This window comes from Streptomyces sclerotialus, from assembly GCF_040907265.1.
Lineage (GTDB): Bacteria > Actinomycetota > Actinomycetes > Streptomycetales > Streptomycetaceae > Streptomyces > Streptomyces sclerotialus.
Window position 1 is genome coordinate 2,369,854 of record NZ_JBFOHP010000002.1, and the last position, 14,701, is coordinate 2,384,554.

The 14,701-nt window shown below is 74.4% G+C and carries 15 protein-coding genes; 4 read left to right on the top strand and 11 right to left on the bottom strand.

Annotated elements, in window-relative coordinates; all coding sequences use genetic code 11:
• Window positions 1–23: 23 nt before the first annotated feature.
• Complete coding sequence (locus AAC944_RS10510) at window positions 24–764, bottom strand: VIT1/CCC1 transporter family protein (RefSeq protein ID WP_030616961.1); 741 nt, start codon at window positions 762–764, stop codon at window positions 24–26.
• A gap of 307 nt (window positions 765–1,071) precedes the next feature.
• Between AAC944_RS10510 and AAC944_RS10515 the strand changes: the two genes are divergently transcribed.
• Genes AAC944_RS10515 through AAC944_RS10530 form a run of 4 tightly spaced genes read left to right on the top strand, consistent with a single transcriptional unit; the run spans window position 1,072 to window position 5,964 of the window.
• On the top strand, window positions 1,072–2,142 hold the full coding sequence (locus AAC944_RS10515) for an ADP-ribosylglycohydrolase family protein (protein WP_051871894.1): 1,071 nt from the start codon (window positions 1,072–1,074) through the stop codon (window positions 2,140–2,142).
• On the top strand, window positions 2,139–3,371 hold the full coding sequence (locus AAC944_RS10520; RefSeq protein WP_078888643.1) for an ADP-ribosylglycohydrolase family protein: 1,233 nt from the start codon (window positions 2,139–2,141) through the stop codon (window positions 3,369–3,371). The genes AAC944_RS10515 and AAC944_RS10520 overlap by 4 nt, the downstream gene beginning before the upstream one ends.
• Window positions 3,368–4,540 carry an ADP-ribosylglycohydrolase family protein gene (locus tag AAC944_RS10525; RefSeq protein ID WP_030616954.1) on the top strand — a complete coding sequence of 391 codons (1,173 nt, stop codon included), beginning with the start codon at window positions 3,368–3,370 and terminating at the stop codon, window positions 4,538–4,540. The genes AAC944_RS10520 and AAC944_RS10525 overlap by 4 nt, the downstream gene beginning before the upstream one ends.
• The gene (locus AAC944_RS10530) at window positions 4,537–5,964 is read left to right on the top strand and encodes an ADP-ribosylglycohydrolase family protein (RefSeq protein WP_051871892.1); all 1,428 of its coding nucleotides are present in this window, start codon (window positions 4,537–4,539) and stop codon (window positions 5,962–5,964) included. The genes AAC944_RS10525 and AAC944_RS10530 overlap by 4 nt, the downstream gene beginning before the upstream one ends.
• Before the next feature lie 59 nt (window positions 5,965–6,023).
• Here the strand turns inward: AAC944_RS10530 and lgt are convergent, their stop codons facing one another.
• The 10 genes from lgt to AAC944_RS10580 form a co-directional block, all read right to left on the bottom strand.
• The gene (gene lgt, locus AAC944_RS10535) at window positions 6,024–6,959 is read right to left on the bottom strand and encodes a prolipoprotein diacylglyceryl transferase (RefSeq protein WP_051871891.1); all 936 of its coding nucleotides are present in this window, start codon (window positions 6,957–6,959) and stop codon (window positions 6,024–6,026) included.
• A 101-nt stretch (window positions 6,960–7,060) separates the two neighbouring features.
• Entirely contained in the window at window positions 7,061–7,831 is a 771-nt protein-coding gene (locus AAC944_RS10540; RefSeq protein WP_030616949.1) for a DsbA family protein, read from the bottom strand.
• An 85-nt stretch (window positions 7,832–7,916) separates the two neighbouring features.
• On the bottom strand, window positions 7,917–8,729 hold the full coding sequence (gene trpA / locus AAC944_RS10545; RefSeq protein ID WP_030616946.1) for a tryptophan synthase subunit alpha: 813 nt from the start codon (window positions 8,727–8,729) through the stop codon (window positions 7,917–7,919).
• Complete coding sequence (gene trpB, locus AAC944_RS10550; RefSeq protein WP_030616943.1) at window positions 8,729–10,033, bottom strand: tryptophan synthase subunit beta; 1,305 nt, start codon at window positions 10,031–10,033, stop codon at window positions 8,729–8,731. The genes trpA and trpB overlap by 1 nt, the downstream gene beginning before the upstream one ends.
• Window positions 10,034–10,184: 151 nt before the next feature.
• Window positions 10,185–10,418, bottom strand: coding sequence for a tryptophan biosynthesis modulator TrpM (gene trpM, locus AAC944_RS10555; RefSeq protein ID WP_030616940.1), 234 nt, complete (start codon window positions 10,416–10,418; stop codon window positions 10,185–10,187).
• A gap of 24 nt (window positions 10,419–10,442) precedes the next feature.
• A complete protein-coding gene (gene trpC / locus AAC944_RS10560) occupies window positions 10,443–11,252 on the bottom strand; it encodes an indole-3-glycerol phosphate synthase TrpC (protein ID WP_030616937.1) in 810 nt (269 codons plus the stop codon).
• 197 nt (window positions 11,253–11,449) lie between these two features.
• A complete protein-coding gene (locus tag AAC944_RS10565) occupies window positions 11,450–11,908 on the bottom strand; it encodes a DUF2752 domain-containing protein (RefSeq protein WP_078888642.1) in 459 nt (152 codons plus the stop codon).
• Window positions 11,909–12,061: 153 nt separating this feature from the next.
• On the bottom strand, window positions 12,062–12,289 hold the full coding sequence (locus tag AAC944_RS10570) for an HGxxPAAW family protein (RefSeq protein ID WP_030616933.1): 228 nt from the start codon (window positions 12,287–12,289) through the stop codon (window positions 12,062–12,064).
• A 141-nt stretch (window positions 12,290–12,430) separates the two neighbouring features.
• Window positions 12,431–13,093 (bottom strand): TIGR02234 family membrane protein, encoded by a 663-nt coding sequence (locus AAC944_RS10575; RefSeq protein ID WP_030616931.1) that lies wholly within the window; start codon window positions 13,091–13,093, stop codon window positions 12,431–12,433.
• A gap of 56 nt (window positions 13,094–13,149) precedes the next feature.
• Window positions 13,150–14,685, bottom strand: coding sequence for an anthranilate synthase component I (locus tag AAC944_RS10580; protein ID WP_030616929.1), 1,536 nt, complete (start codon window positions 14,683–14,685; stop codon window positions 13,150–13,152).
• Between the last annotated feature and the right edge of the window lie 16 nt (window positions 14,686–14,701).

Below are 14,701 nucleotides of genomic sequence, written 5' to 3' on the forward strand. Positions count from 1 at the left end.
TATGCGTCTGCACGCATAGGGCGTCACCCTACGGCGGTTCCGAACAGCGCGCCCAGGACGTACGTCACACCTGCGGCGGCACCGCCGAGGGCCAACTGGCGCAACCCGCTGTACCACCACGAGCGCGCCGTCACCCGGGCCACCACCGCGCCGCACCCGAAGAGTCCGAGCAGCGCCAGGACCACGGCGGGCCACAGCGCGGCGGCACCCAGAAGGTACGGCAGTACGGGCAGCAGCGCACCCAGCGCGAACGAACCGAACGAGGAAACGGCGGCGACGAGCGGGGAGGGCAGGTCCGACGGATCGACGCCCAGCTCCTCGCGGGCATGGATCTCCAGCGCCTGCTCCGGGTCCTTGGAGAGCTGCGCGGCCACCTCGCGGGCGAGCCCCGGCTCCACCCCGCGCGACTCGTACAGGGCGGCCAGCTCGGCCTGCTCGTCCTTGGGGTGTTTGCGCAGCTCACGGCGCTCCACGTCCAGTTCGGCCTGGACCAGCTCGCGCTGCGAGGCGACCGAGGTGTACTCACCCGCGGCCATCGAGAAGGCACCGGCGGCCAGTCCGGCCAGCCCCGTGATGACGATCGTCTGCTGCGACACCGAACCGCCGGCCACCCCCGTCATCAGCGCGAGGTTCGACACCAGCCCGTCCATCGCGCCGAACACCGCCGGGCGGAGCCAGCCGCCGTTGACGTCACGGTGCGTGTGGTTGTCACGGTGGGCGATGTGCGTAGGAGCCGACGCGTCCATGACATCAGTGACGGACATAAGGGACCTCTCCCTCCCTCGCGAGGTGTGGGCCGATCAGCGGCACTTCCCCCTGGAACACCTCGAAGTTACGTCGCCCACAAGTCCTTGCGCTAGCAAGGAAGGCCGTACTTACCGCTCTGACCTGCAGCTTTACCGAGACCACCGGCCAGTGATCCGGGCCACACCGCGCCTTCGCCGGCAACCGGGAACCGGCCATCACGACATCGCTCCGATCCGGCGTGAAGTCCCCCCATTAGCGGCAAACCGGCCCTACGATCCCTCAGACGCGTACGGATCCGGGACCGGTCGGCGGAAGGGCACGCAGATGAGCACACCGCACGCCCCCTCACCCGCCCCCGTCACCCCGGGTGACCGCCCTGCCGAGCTGCGCGACCGGGCCCGGGGCACCCTCCTGGGACTCGCCGTGGGTGACGCGCTCGGCGCTCCCGCCGAGAACATGAAGCCCTCGCAGATCCGCCGCCGCTGGGGCCGCATCGAAGGCTTCGTCGCCGACGACCCGGCCGGCACCGACGACACCGAATACGCCATCTTCTCCGGCCTGCTGCTGGCCGAACACGGCTCGGCGCTCACCGTCGCGCACGTCGAGGCCGCCTGGCACCAGTGGATCGCCGACCTGGACGAGGGCCCCTTCCGCGGCGCCGGGTTCAGCGAGCGCGGCACCCTGGAGAACCTCCGCCGGGGCCTCGCCGCACCGATTTCCGCCCAGCACCGTCATGCCTGGAGCGACGGACTGGCGATGCGGGCCGCGCCGTTCGGCGTACACGCGGCGGGCCGGCCCGCCGAGGCCGCCCGGCTGGTCGCGGTGGACGGCACGGTCAGCCATGACGGCGAGGGCATCTACGGCGGTCAGGCCGTCGCCGCCGGGGTCGCCGCCGCCATGGTCGCCGGGAGCACCGACGCGGTGATCGCCGCCGCGCTCTCCGTCGTCCCCGAGGACTCCTGGACCGCCCGCTCGCTGCGCCGCGCGGTCGCCGCCGCCCAGCGCTCCCGGCTGGACCCCGGCATCACCCGCCTCGGCACCGAACGCGCCGTGCGCTCCGCCGTCGTCATCGGCGGCTACCCCTGGACCGACCTGGCGCCCGAGGCGGTCGGCCTGGCCTTCGGCGCGTTCGCCGCGGCGGCGGGGGACTTCCCCGGCGCGGTGCTGACCGCCGTCAACATGGGCCGCGACGCCGACACCACGGCGGCGGTCGCCGGGGCCCTGGCCGGCGCGCTCGGCGGCACCGCCGCCGTCCCCGCCGAGTGGGCGCGGGTCATCGGCCCGGTACGCGGCAGCTGCCTGCCCTCGATGGCGGGCTACCACGTCCTGGACATCGCGGACCTGCTCACCCCGGACATGCCCATGCCCGCACCCACGGCAGAGGCGGCCTCATGAGCACCGCAGCGGACACTCCTGCCGCCGCCGTGGCGGTCCCGCCGCTCGCCGCGTGCGCGGAACCCGCCCGCGACAGTGCCGCCCGGATCGAGGGCCTCCTCCTCGGCCTCGCCGCCGGAGACGCCGCCGGCTGGCCGGCGAGCCGGCACCGCGCGGCCCGGATGCCCGAATGGACCCGCCGCCTCACCCGCGAGCTCGACACCTTCGCCGAGCAGAACGCCACCACCACGCTCCCCGTCCCCATCGCCCTCAACCAGCCGCCCGAACCACTCCGCCTCGGCCCCTCCGACGACGCGGAATGGGCCGCCTTCACCGCCGGCTCCGTGCTCACCGCGGCCGGTGCGTTCCTCTCCGACCTCGGCCGGGACCGCCGGATGCGGGCCGCCCTCGACCTCGCCTGGAACGCGCTGGCCTGCGAGGTCGCGGCCGCCGCCGACCGGGCCCCGGAGGTGGAGTCGGCCGTCCTGCCGCTGCGCGCCCGGATCTCCGTACGCGCCGGGCTCGGCAACCTCGCCGCCGGGCTCCGGCCGCCCGCCACCGGCCACGACAACCCGCACTTCTTCGACGACGCGGCCTGCGTACGCGCCGCCGTCCTCGCCGTCGTCCACCCCGGCGACCCGGCGGCGGCGGCCGGGCTGGCCGAGTTCGACGCCCGGTACACCCAGGACGGCGACGGCGTGCACGGCGCCCGCGCGATGGCCGCCGCGGTCGCCGCCGCACTCGGCGGCTCCCCCGTCGACGCCTGCGTGGCCGCCGCCCTCGCCCAGCTCCCCGAAGGCACCGAGATCCGCCGCAACGCCCTGCACGCCGTCCGGCTGGCCGAGGCCACCGCCGACGGCCGCCCCGGCGCCGCCTTCGCCCTGGTCCCCACCCTGGAGCACGAGATCGTCGACCACGTCTACAGCTACGGCATCGCCGCCGCCGAGACCGTACCGGTCGCCCTCGCACTGGCCCTCGCGGGCGGCGGGCGGACCGCCGAGGCGGTGCCCGCCGCCGCCTGCCTCTCCCGCGTCGCCGACTCGGCGCCCGCCCTGGCCGGCGCGCTGACCGGTGCCCTCGGCGGGGCCACCGCGCTGCCCGCCGCCTGGCGCGACGCCTGCCGCACCCTCTCCGGCTGTGCGCTGCCCCGGCTGGCCGGCACCGACCTGGTCGAGCTGGCCGACCTGCTCGCCGGCACCGAACTGACCACTCCGCAGACGCCCCCGCCGAAAGGATCCGACCGGCCATGACCGACACCGCGGCACCACCCGCCACCACGGCGGTCCCCACCCTCGCCGACCGCACGGCCGGCGCCCTGGCCGGGGCCGCGGTCGGCGACGCGCTCGGCGGGCCCGTCGAGGGCTGGAGCCCGGAGCAGATCCGGGAACGGCACGGCGGCCCGGTCCGCGGCATCGTCGGCCCCTGGTACGAGGACTGGCGGACCGCCCGCCCCCTCGCGCCGTACCACAAGGGCGACGGCCACGTCACCGACGACACCCTCATGACCCACGCCCTGATCCGGGTGTACGAGAAGGTCCGCGACCACCTCGAAGCGTACGCCGTGGCCGACCACCTGGTCCCCGAACTGATCACCGAGCCCCGCTGGATCCCCGAGCTGGAGGCCGAGGCGCTGCCCCTGCACCGGGTGTTCCTCGCCGAGAAGTGGCTCGTCACCCGGCTGCACTACGGGCACGCCGACCCCCGCGAGGCCGGCGTCGGCAACATCGTCAACTGCGGCGCCGCGATGTACATGGCCCCGGTCGGCCTGGTCAACGCCGGTGATCCGCGTGGGGCTTACGCCGAGGCGCTGGACGTCGCGGGCGCGCACCAGTCGTCGTACGGGCGGGAGGCGGCCGGGGTTTTCGCCGCCGCGGTGGCCGCCGCCTGCGTCCCCGGCGCCACCCCCGGCTCGGTGGTCGAAGCGGCCCTCGCCCTCGCCAAGGACGGCACCCGTACAGCCATCGAGGCCGTCTGCGAAGTGGCGGTGAAGTACGACGAGTTCGAGCCCGCGCTGACACAACTCCGGGGCGCCGTATCGCCGTTCGACACGGTGGGTCCCGAGTACCGGCGGCCCTCGCTGGGCGCCAGGCGGCCCTCCCGGCTGCACGCCATCGAGGAACTGCCCGTGGCGCTCGGCCTGTTGCTCATCGGCGACGGCGACTACCGCGAGACGGTGCTCGGCGCCGTCAACTACGGCCGCGACTGCGACTCCATCGCCACCATGTGCGGCGCCCTGGTCGGCGCGCTCGGCCGTCCCGTGCCCACCGAGTGGACCACGGCCGTCTCCGAGGCGAGCCGGCTGGACCTCCAGGCCCCGGCGCACGCGCTGACCGCCGTCGCCCACGAGATCCACCACCGCGACCTGGCGCGCCGCCGCGCCCACGAAGCCGCCTTCGCCGCGCTCACGGTGGCCCGATGACGTACCCGCCGGCGCCGCTGCGGGTGACCTGGGTCCAGCCGGAGGACCTGATCGGCCACGAACTGCGGCAGGCCGCCGAGGACGGCCGCGACGCCACCGTGATCCGCCGCCGCTGGCTCACCGCCGGCGGCACCCTCGCCCCCGACCGGGCCGGTGCCTCCCCCGGCCCGGTGCCGCCCCGGCTCCGCGCCCTGGCCGTCGCCCTCCTGGACGACCTCGCCTCCCTGCCCTGCCCCTCGGCCGCCGACGAGCCCACCGACCTGGCGGCCATCCGGGCCGCGGCACCCGCACCCCCGCCGGTGCCCGCCGCCGCGGGCCTGCTCCCCCGCCTGGAGGCCGCCTGGCTGGGCCGCGCCGCCGGCTGCCTCCTCGGCAAGCCCGTCGAGAAGCTGCCGCTGGCCGGCATCCGCGCGATCGCCCGGTCGACCGCGAACTGGCCGCTGCACACCTGGTTCACCGAGGCCGGACTGGACCCCTCGACCGCCGCCCGGTACCCCTGGAACCGCCGCAGCCGCACCACCTCGCTCGCCGAGAACATCGACGGCATGCCCGAGGACGACGACCTGAACCACCCGCTCCTCGGCCTGCTCCTCCTCCGCCGCCACGGCCCCGGCTTCACCACCGCCGACCTCGCCCGCCTGTGGCTGGACGAGCTCCCGGCGGGCCGTACCTTCACCGCCGAGCGCGTCGCGTACCGCAACCTCCTCGACGGCGTCGAACCGCCGGACACCGCCCGCTTCCGCAACCCCTTCCGGGAGTGGATCGGCGCCCTGATCCGCGCCGACGTGCACGGCTGGACGCACCCGGGCGACCCGGCCGGGGCCGCCGAGGCCGCCTGGCGCGACGCCGTGCTGACCCACACCGCCAACGGGGTGTACGGGGCGATGTTCGCCGCCGCCGCGCTGGCCACGGCCGCGGGCGGCACGGCGGATGTGCACCGGTGCCTGGCGGCCGGGCTCGCCGTCGTCCCGCCCCGCTCCCGCCTGGCGCGGGCCGTACGCTTCGGCATCGCGGCGGCCCGGGAGGCACCGGACCGCACGCCCGGCGGCTTCGAGCCCGTCGTGGACCGGCTGCACGCCGCGTACGGGTGGCACCACTGGGTGCACGTACTGCCCAACGCCGCCTTGCTGGCCGCAGCGCTCACCCATGCCGACGGCGACTTCACCGGGTCGGTCTGCCGTGTGGTCTCCGGCGGCTGGGACACCGACTCCAACGGCGCGACGGCCGGCTCCCTCGCCGGGCTCCTGGCCGGTTCCCCGGACGCGCTGCCCGCCCGCTGGACCGCCCCGCTCGCCAACCGTCTGAGCACGTCCGTCGGCGACCTGGACGGCATCGGCTTCGACGCGCTGGCCCGCGAGACGGCGGCGCTGGCGGTCGCCGGGGAGGCAGCACAGGCGGTGAGTCCGGTACCGGTCCAGCAGTGACCGCGTACGACAGCGGGCCGTGGCCCCGAAGGGAACCACGGCCCGCTGTCGTACGTGCGTCAGGACTTCTTCTTCCCGGTCCCGGCGGGCTTGTCCTCCGGCGCCTGCGGCTCGTCCGCGGCCTTGCCGGCCGGGGAGTCCTCGGCGTCCTCCGCGTCGGCGGTCTCCTGCTCCACCGCCGCGGGTTCGACCACGGCCTCCCGGCCGGGCGACCGCTTGGCCGACACCACCATGTAGACCACCGCCAGGACCAGCACGATCAGGGCCGTCCAGACGTTCAGCCGCAGGCCCAGGATGTGGTGCGCCTCGTCGACCCGCATGTACTCGATCCACGCCCGGCCCGCGCAGTACGAGGCGACGTACAGCGCGAACGCCCGGCCGTGGCCCAGCTTGAACCGCCGGTCCGCCCAGATGACCAGGATCGCGACGCCGATGCACCACAGGGACTCGTACAGGAACGTGGGGTGGTACGTGCCGCCCACGCGGCCGATCGCCGGGTCCGAGGTGATCTGCAGCGCCCACGGCACGTCCGTCTTCCTGCCGTACAGCTCCTGGTTGAACCAGTTGCCCCAGCGGCCCATCGCCTGTGCCAGCGCGATGCCCGGCGCGACGGCGTCCGCGTACGCCGGCAGCGGGATGCCCCGGCGGCGGCAGCCGATCCAGGCGCCCAGCGCACCCAGCGCGATCGCGCCCCAGATGCCGAGGCCGCCCTCCCAGACGTAGAACGCCTTGATCGGGTCACCGCCCTCGCCGAAGTACGGCTCGTACGTCGTGACGACGTGGTAGAGCCGCCCTCCGACCAGGCCGAACGGCACCGCCCACACGGCGATGTCGGCGACCGTCCCGCTCTGCCCGCCGCGCTGGATCCAGCGCCTGTTGCCGAGCCAGACGGCGATGAAGACGCCGATGATGATGCAGAATGCGTAGCCGCGCAGCGGGATCGGGCCGAGATGCACGACACCGGTCGACGGGCTGGGAATGAATGCGAGGTCCATGGCAGCCCTGACGCTACCGCGCCGGGCGGTCCGGTCGGCAACCCACCCGGCAACGGCTCAGTAACGACCCCCCGGACGGCACTTCTCCGCCGCGCTTCTCCTTACTTCTTCTTGTTCGCCTCCAGCACCGCCTGCTTCAGCTTCTGCGGGGTCATCTGCGCGCTCTGGTCGGCGAAGATGTTCTTCCCGTTGAGGATGACGCTGGGGGTGCCCTGAAGGCCGGCGTTCAGGAACGCCTGCTGGGACTTCTGCACGAAGCCGTTGTACTTCCCGTCCTCCACGCAGGAGCGGAAGTCCCCGGTCACCAGGCCTGGCACCTTCCCGGCCAGCTTGATCAGGTAGCTCTTGTCCGCATACCGGTCCTGCTGCTCGGCGGGCTGCTGCGTGAAGAGCACGTCGTGGTACGCGCGGAACTTGCCCGCGTCCTGGGCACACATCGCGGCATTGGCCGCGTTCAGCGAGCCCTTGCCGCCCATGTTGCCGTCGATGAGCGTGGCGAGGTGGTAGTCGGTCTTCAGCTGCCCGCCGTCCTCCAGCTCATGGAGGACGGCGCGGAAGCCCGTCTCGAACTGCTTGCAGGCCGGGCACCGGAAGTCCTCCCACACCTCCAGCGTGGACGGCGCACTCGCCTTCCCGACGGTCACCTTCGGCTTGTCCCCGCCGGTCGCGCCGTCCGGCGCGGCGACCGGCGTGCTCTTGTCGCCGCCCGCCGAGGACGCCCAGACCGCGATGCCCGCGGCCACCACCAGGACCGCCACCACCACTCCGGCGACCTTCGCCTGCCGGCCGCGCCGGGCGCGGGCCTTTTCCTTCTCGCGCTGTGCCTGCAGCCGCTCGCGTGCGCTGCCTTCGGCTCGGGATTTCTGGCTCACACCGGTGGAAAACGAGGCGGAGGGACGCGACTGCGCCCCTCCGCCCCGCATTTCGCCCTATCGAGCGATCCCGGCGGTACCGGCTTTACGCGCGTACGCCCTTGGCCAGCTCCCCGGCCAGCTCGCGTACGCCGGCGAGCCCGGCCTCCAGGTCTCCCTCGTGCGCCAGCAGCCGCTTCACGAACGCCGAGCCGACGATGACCCCGTCGGCGAACTGCGCCACCTCGGCGGCCTGCTCGGCGTTGGAGACGCCCAGGCCCACGCAGACCGGCAGGTCGGTGGTGGCGCGGGTGCGCGCGACCAGGTCCTGGGCCTCCCGGCCGACGGACTCGCGGGTGCCGGTGACGCCCATCAGGGACGCCGCGTACACGAAGCCCGTACCGGCCGCGGTGATCTTGGCGAGCCGCGCGTCCTTGCTGCTCGGCGCGACCACGAAGACCGTGGCCAGGCCGTGCTCGCCGGCGGCCTTCCGCCACACCTCGGACTCCTCGACCGGGAGGTCCGGCAGGATGCAGCCGGCGCCGCCCGCCGCGGCCAGGTCGGCGGCGAACCGCTCCACGCCGTACGCGTCGACCGGGTTCCAGTACGTCATGCACAGCACGGGGGCGCCGGTGGCGGCATGCGCCTCACGGACCGTGCGGATCACGTCGACGATCTTCACGCCGCCGCGCAGCGCGATGTCGTCGGCGGTCTGGATGACCGGGCCGTCCAGCACCGGGTCGCTGTGCGGCAGGCCGACCTCGACGATGTCGCAGCCGCCCTCGATCATCGCGGTGACGGCCCGTACCCCGCCGTCCACGGTCGGGAAGCCCGCCGGGAGATAGCCGACCAGCGCGGCGCGGCCCTCGGCCTTCGCGCCGGCCAGTACCGAGCTGAGCAGTTCGACGTTGCCCGCCATCACTTCGTCCCCTCCTGGTGCGCGCCGAGCGCGGTGTCCGTGGCGTCGGTGTCGTCCGCCTCGACGGCGTCGTCGGCGGGGGCGTCGTACAGCCCGAAGTACCGTGCGGCCGTGTCCATGTCCTTGTCGCCGCGGCCGGAGAGGTTGACCACGATCAGGCCGTCCTTGCCCAGCTCGCGGCCGAGCTCCAGGGCGCCGGCCAGCGCGTGCGCGCTCTCGATGGCGGGAATGATGCCCTCGGTCCCGGAGAGCAGCCGCAGCGCCTGCATGGCGGCGTCGTCGGTGACGGCGCGGTACTCGGCGCGCCCGACGTCCTTGAGGTAGGAGTGCTCGGGGCCGATGCCCGGATAGTCCAGGCCCGCAGAGATCGAGTACGGCTCGGTGATCTGGCCGTCCTCGTCCTGGAGGACGTAGGAGCGGGAGCCGTGCAGGATGCCGGGCGTGCCCTCGGTGAGGGTGGCCGCGTGCTCGCCGCTCTCCACGCCGTGGCCGCCCGGCTCGCAGCCGATCAGGCGGACGCTCTCGTCGGGCAGGAAGGCGTGGAAGAGGCCGATGGCGTTGGAGCCGCCGCCGACGCAGGCCACGGCCGCGTCCGGCAGCCGCCCCGCGCGCTCGATGATCTGGCGGCGGGCCTCGACGCCGATGACGCGGTGGAAGTCGCGTACGAGGGCGGGGAAGGGGTGCGGCCCGGCGACCGTGCCGAAGAGGTAGTGGGTGCGGTCGACGTTGGCGACCCAGTCGCGGAACGCCTCGTTGATCGCGTCCTTGAGGGTGCGGCTGCCGGACTTCACGGCGATGACCTCGGCGCCGAGCATCCGCATGCGGGCGACGTTGAGCGCCTGCCGCTGGGTGTCGATCTCGCCCATGTAGATGGTGCATTCGAGGCCGAAGAGGGCGCAGGCGGTGGCGGTGGCCACGCCGTGCTGGCCCGCGCCGGTCTCGGCGATGACGCGGGTCTTGCCCATGCGCTTGGTGAGCAGCGCCTGGCCCAGCACGTTGTTGATCTTGTGGGAGCCGGTGTGGTTCAGGTCCTCCCGCTTGAGGAAGATCCGTGCGCCGCCGGCGTGCTCGGCGAACCGCGGCACCTCGGTGAGGGCGCTGGGCCGGCCGGTGTAGTTGACCATCAGGTCGTCGAGCTCGCGCGCGAACTCGGGATCGGCCTTGGCCTTCTCGTACTCCTCGGCGACCTCGTCGACCGCCGCGACCAGGGCCTCGGGGATGAACTTGCCGCCGAAGGCGCCGAAGTACCCCTCGGCGCTGGGAACCTGACCCTCGGGGTCCGGAATGAAGAAGTCAGACGACATCCGACGTACTCCTCGCCGGGGCGCGCGCATGCGCCCCGGAAGTCTCGAATTCTCGGCATACGGGCATCAAGCTACGTGCGCGCTGCGCGGGCCCGGGTGTCACACTCCGCCGGAGCACCGTACGGACAGTCGTCCGGTCGGCCTGGTCCGGTCAGGCGTGGGCGCCCGCGCGCGGCGCGGGACCGGGCCATCGGCGGCCGTTGATCTGGCCCGGCTCCGCGCCGATGTGGTAGCGGACGCGCCGTCCGTGGACGCGGCGTGCCGGGGCCCGGCAGCCACGCGGCCTGCACCCGCGCCCGAGGGCCGCGTGCGGCAGGCGCGCGGCGCCGGCCGCGGCCGGGCGGTGGCCCGGGCGCGGCTGCTGGGTGCGGGTGGCGGCGGTCATCGGGAGGTCCGGGGGCCTCGGCCGTCAGTCCCGGCCGTGCCGGATCGCGGGGTGGGAGCCGGCCGCGACGAGGTCGGCGACGGCGGTCTTCGGGTCCTTGCCGGTGACCAGCGACTCGCCGACGAGCACGGCGTCCGCGCCTTCGTTGGCGTACGCGATCAGGTCGTGCGGCCCGCGGACGCCGGACTCGGCGACCTTCACGATGTGGTCGGGGATCTCCGGGGCGACCCGGCCGAAGTTGCCGCGGTCGACCTTGAGGGTCTTCAGGTCGCGGGTGTTCACCCCGATGATCTTCGCGCCCGCGGCCACCGCGCGCTCGACCTCTTCCTCGTCGTGCGCCTCGACCAGCGGGGTCAGCCCGATCGACTCGGCCCGCTCGATGAGCGAGACCAGCGCCTCCTGGTCCAGCGCCGCCACGATCAGCAGCGCCAGGTCGGCGCCGTACGCGCGGGCCTCCCACAGCTGGTAGGCGCTGACGATGAAGTCCTTGCGCAGGACCGGGATGTCGACCTTGGCCCGGACGGCCTCCAGGTCGGCCAGCGAGCCGCCGAAGCGGCGCTGCTCGGTGAGGACGGAGATGACGGCGGCGCCGCCCACTTCGTAGTCGGCGGCGAGCCCGGCCGGGTCGGCGATGGCGGCCAGCGCGCCCTTGGACGGGCTGGAGCGCTTGACCTCGCAGATCACGCGGATGCCGTCACCCTTGAGCGCGGCCACGCCGTCCTTGGCGGGGGCTGCCTTCTTAGCCCGCTCCTTGAGCTCGTCGAGGCTGACGCGCGCCTGCCGCTCGGCGAGGTCGGCGCGGACTCCGTCGATGATCTCGTCGAGCACACTCACGCGAGCGGCCTCCTTCTTGAGCGGTGGAGGGAAACTGTCGCCCCCGGGGACACGGTGCGCTCCCAGCAGGCACTCCGATGGTATCCGGCCAGCGGCGCCCGGCCCCGCATCCGGCCGCCCTCGGTCCCACAACATGGACAGATACCGGCAGATATCGGCCGGGTGAGCGCACCCCTGGAGCAGCGGAAAATCGCCGCTCACGGGGCGAGCGCCGATCCCGCGGGCAGGTTGCGGACCACGGTGAAGAGCAGCACGGCACCGCCGGCCGGCCACCAGTGGAAGGGGCTCGGCCGCGGCCCGGCGGCCGGCAGCCCACGGACGGCCCGGGCCAGCCGGACCGTCCAGAACACCGCGAACGCCGCGTAACCGATCACTGCCAGGGCGTTGGCCCCGAGCGCCGCGCCCAGGTCACCGTGCGCGACCGCGTAGGCGCTGCGGAGCCCGCCGCACGCCGGGCAGAAGATCCCGGTGAGCTCCAGCAGCGGGCAGACGGGGTAGTGGCCGGCCTCATGGGGGTCGACGGCGCCGACGTACCCGAAGGCCGCCACGGCCGCCGCCAGGGCGCCCAGCGGGGCCGCGAGACGGCGCGCGAGGCCGCGGCGGGCCGCCGGTGCCGGGGGCGGGCCGTCCGGGGTACGCGCCACGGGTTCCGTCACGGTCCCGATTGTCCCCCGGTACGCGCGAAGGCGCAGCTGCCCGGCGGCCGCACGGGGCACTCCGCGCCATGCGCGCGGGGCGTGCGGAACGGCCGGGAAGCCGCGCCTACGTCGGGCCGGCGGGCCGGATCCGGTGTCCGGCCGCCGACGGGGTCAGCTCTGGGTCTGCGGCCGGCCCTTGGACCGCTTCGGGGCGGAACCCAGGCCCGCGGCGTGCATGATGCCGCCCACGACCGCACCGGCGAAGATGAGGACCACGCCGACCCAGAAGCCGGGCACGTTGGCCAGCACGGTGAAGGCGCCCGCGACGCAGAAGCCGATGAAGGAAATGATGACGCCGGTCCACGCAGCCGGGGTGTGTCCGTGGCCGTTGCTCGACATGAATGCTCCTCGTTGCTTTCTCGCGCCTGGGTCGGGGCGCGGCGTTCGCTCGGAATCATTGTCCCTGATGCGCGGGGTGGGCCCGCCATCGGGTCGGTACGGACCGGTGACGGCCGTCCCCTGTGCGGTGGGGTCCTCCCCCTACGCGGTGGGGTCCTCGCCGCGGTCCAGCGACTTCCAGATCTCCTCCGGGCGGTCCAGGTCCGGCCGCGCGGCGGCGCGGCGCGGGCCGCGCGCGGCCCGGGGGCTGCCCGCCGCGCGCTCGTAACGCCCGGACATCGCGGGCCAGCGCCGCCCGTACACCAGCGCCAGCAGCCCGGCGACGAGCAGCAGCACGCCGCCGCCGGCCGCCACCCAGGGCCAGGCGGTGTGGGCCACGTGCTGGACGCCGGCGCCGCTCATGCCGGTGGCGGTGGCGGCCTTGGCCTTCAGGGCCGAGGTGTCGGCGTTGCCGAGGAGGGCGCCGACGACGATGCCGGCGCCGCTCAGCGTCAGCAGCGCGGCGACGGCGACGCGGCCGGCGCCGCGCACGGCGAAGACGGCGACCAGCGCGGCGAGCCCGACCACGGCGAGCGCGCCGGGCACGCCGGTGATGTCCTGGCCCGACGCCTTCTGCGGCAGCTCGCCCTGGGCGACCACGGCGGTGGCGGTCGCCCAGGTACGGCCGGAGGACAGCAGGGCCAGGGCGGCGCCGAGCGCTCCGAGGAGGAGGGCGAGGGCGAGGGCCTTCCGCGCGGGTCTGACCGACGGGGGTTCGGCCGACACGGCGGGGGCGTCGGTGCGGGGCGGGGGTACGGCACTCACATGTACCACTATCGCGTACGTCGCCGGGCGGCCGCCCGCGCGGGTACCGGCGGGCGTCAGCCGCTGAGGCTGTTGGCCGTGTTCACCGCCCGCAGCACCGCCGCCGCCTTGTTGCGGCATTCGGCGTCCTCGGCCGCCGGGTCGGAGTCGGCGACGATGCCCGCACCGGCCTGGACGTACGCCGTGCCGTCGCGGAGCAGGGCCGTACGGATGGCGATGGCGGTGTCGGAGTCGCCGGCGAAGTCGAGGTAGCCCACGCAGCCGCCGTAGACGCCGCGCCGGGTGGGCTCCAGCTCCTCGATGATCTGCAGGGCGCGCGGCTTCGGGGCGCCCGAGAGCGTGCCGGCCGGGAAGCAGGCGGTCAGCACGTCGAAGGCGGTGCGGCCCTCGGCGACCGTGCCGGTGACCGTGGAGACGATGTGCATGACGTGGCTGTAGCGCTCGATGGACATGAAGTCCACGACCTCGACGCTGCCGGGCTCGCAGACCCGGCCCAGGTCGTTGCGGCCCAGGTCGACCAGCATCAGGTGCTCGGCGCGCTCCTTGGGGTCGGCCAGCAGTTCGTCGGCGAGCGCCTGGTCCAGCTGCGGGGTGCCGCCGCGCGGCCGGGTGCCGGCGATGGGGTGCAGCATCGCCTGCCCGTCCTCGACCTTGACCAGCGCCTCGGGGCTGGAGCCGACGACGTCGAAGGGGAGGCCGTCGCCGCCCTCGAAGCGGAAGAGGTACATGTACGGGCTCGGGTTGGTGGCCCGCAGCACCCGGTAGACGTCCAGCGCGGAGGCCGTGCACGGCGTCTCGAAGCGCTGCGAGGGCACGACCTGGAAGGCCTCGCCGGCCCGGATGCGCTCCTTGATGTCCTCGACCGCGTCCTTGAAGGCGTCGCCGCCCCACTTCGCGGTGTACTCGGGCAGCTCGGAGGCCGGGAGCGCGGCGGCGTTCGACGGGGCCGGGCGGCTCAGGTCGTACGCCATGGTGTCGAGGCGGGCCACGGCGTCCGCGTACGCCTCGTCGACGCCGGTGTCCAGGTCGTTGTGGTTGATGGCGTTGGCGATCAGCAGGACCGTGCCGTTCCAGTGGTCCAGCACGGCGAGGTCCGAGGTGAGCAGCATGGTCAGCTCGGGCAGCCGCAGCTCGTCCTCGGTGGCGTCGCCGATCTTCTCCAGGCGGCGGACGATGTCGTAGCCGAGGTAGCCGACCATGCCGCCGGTGAAGGGCGGCAGGCCCTGGCCCTCGATGAGGTCGCGCGGGGTGTGCAGGGTCTCGACGGTCTCGCGCAGCGCGGCGAGCGGGTCGCCGCCGGTGGGCACGCCGACCGGCGGGGTGCCGAGCCAGTGGGCCTGCCCGTCGCGGGCGGTGAGGGTGGCGGCGCTGCGGACGCCGATGAAGGAGTAGCGGGACCAGCTGCGGCCGTTCTCGGCCGATTCCAGGAGGAAGGTGCCGGGGCGCTCCGCCGCGAGCTTGCGGTACAGGCCCACCGGGGTGTCGCCGTCCGCGAGGAGCCGCCGGGTGACCGGGATGACCCGGCGGTCCTTCGCGAGGGTGCGGAAGTTTTCGAGGTCCGGAGTCGCGGTGCCGGTGGTTCCCGTGGTCATGACAGCGGATCCTAGT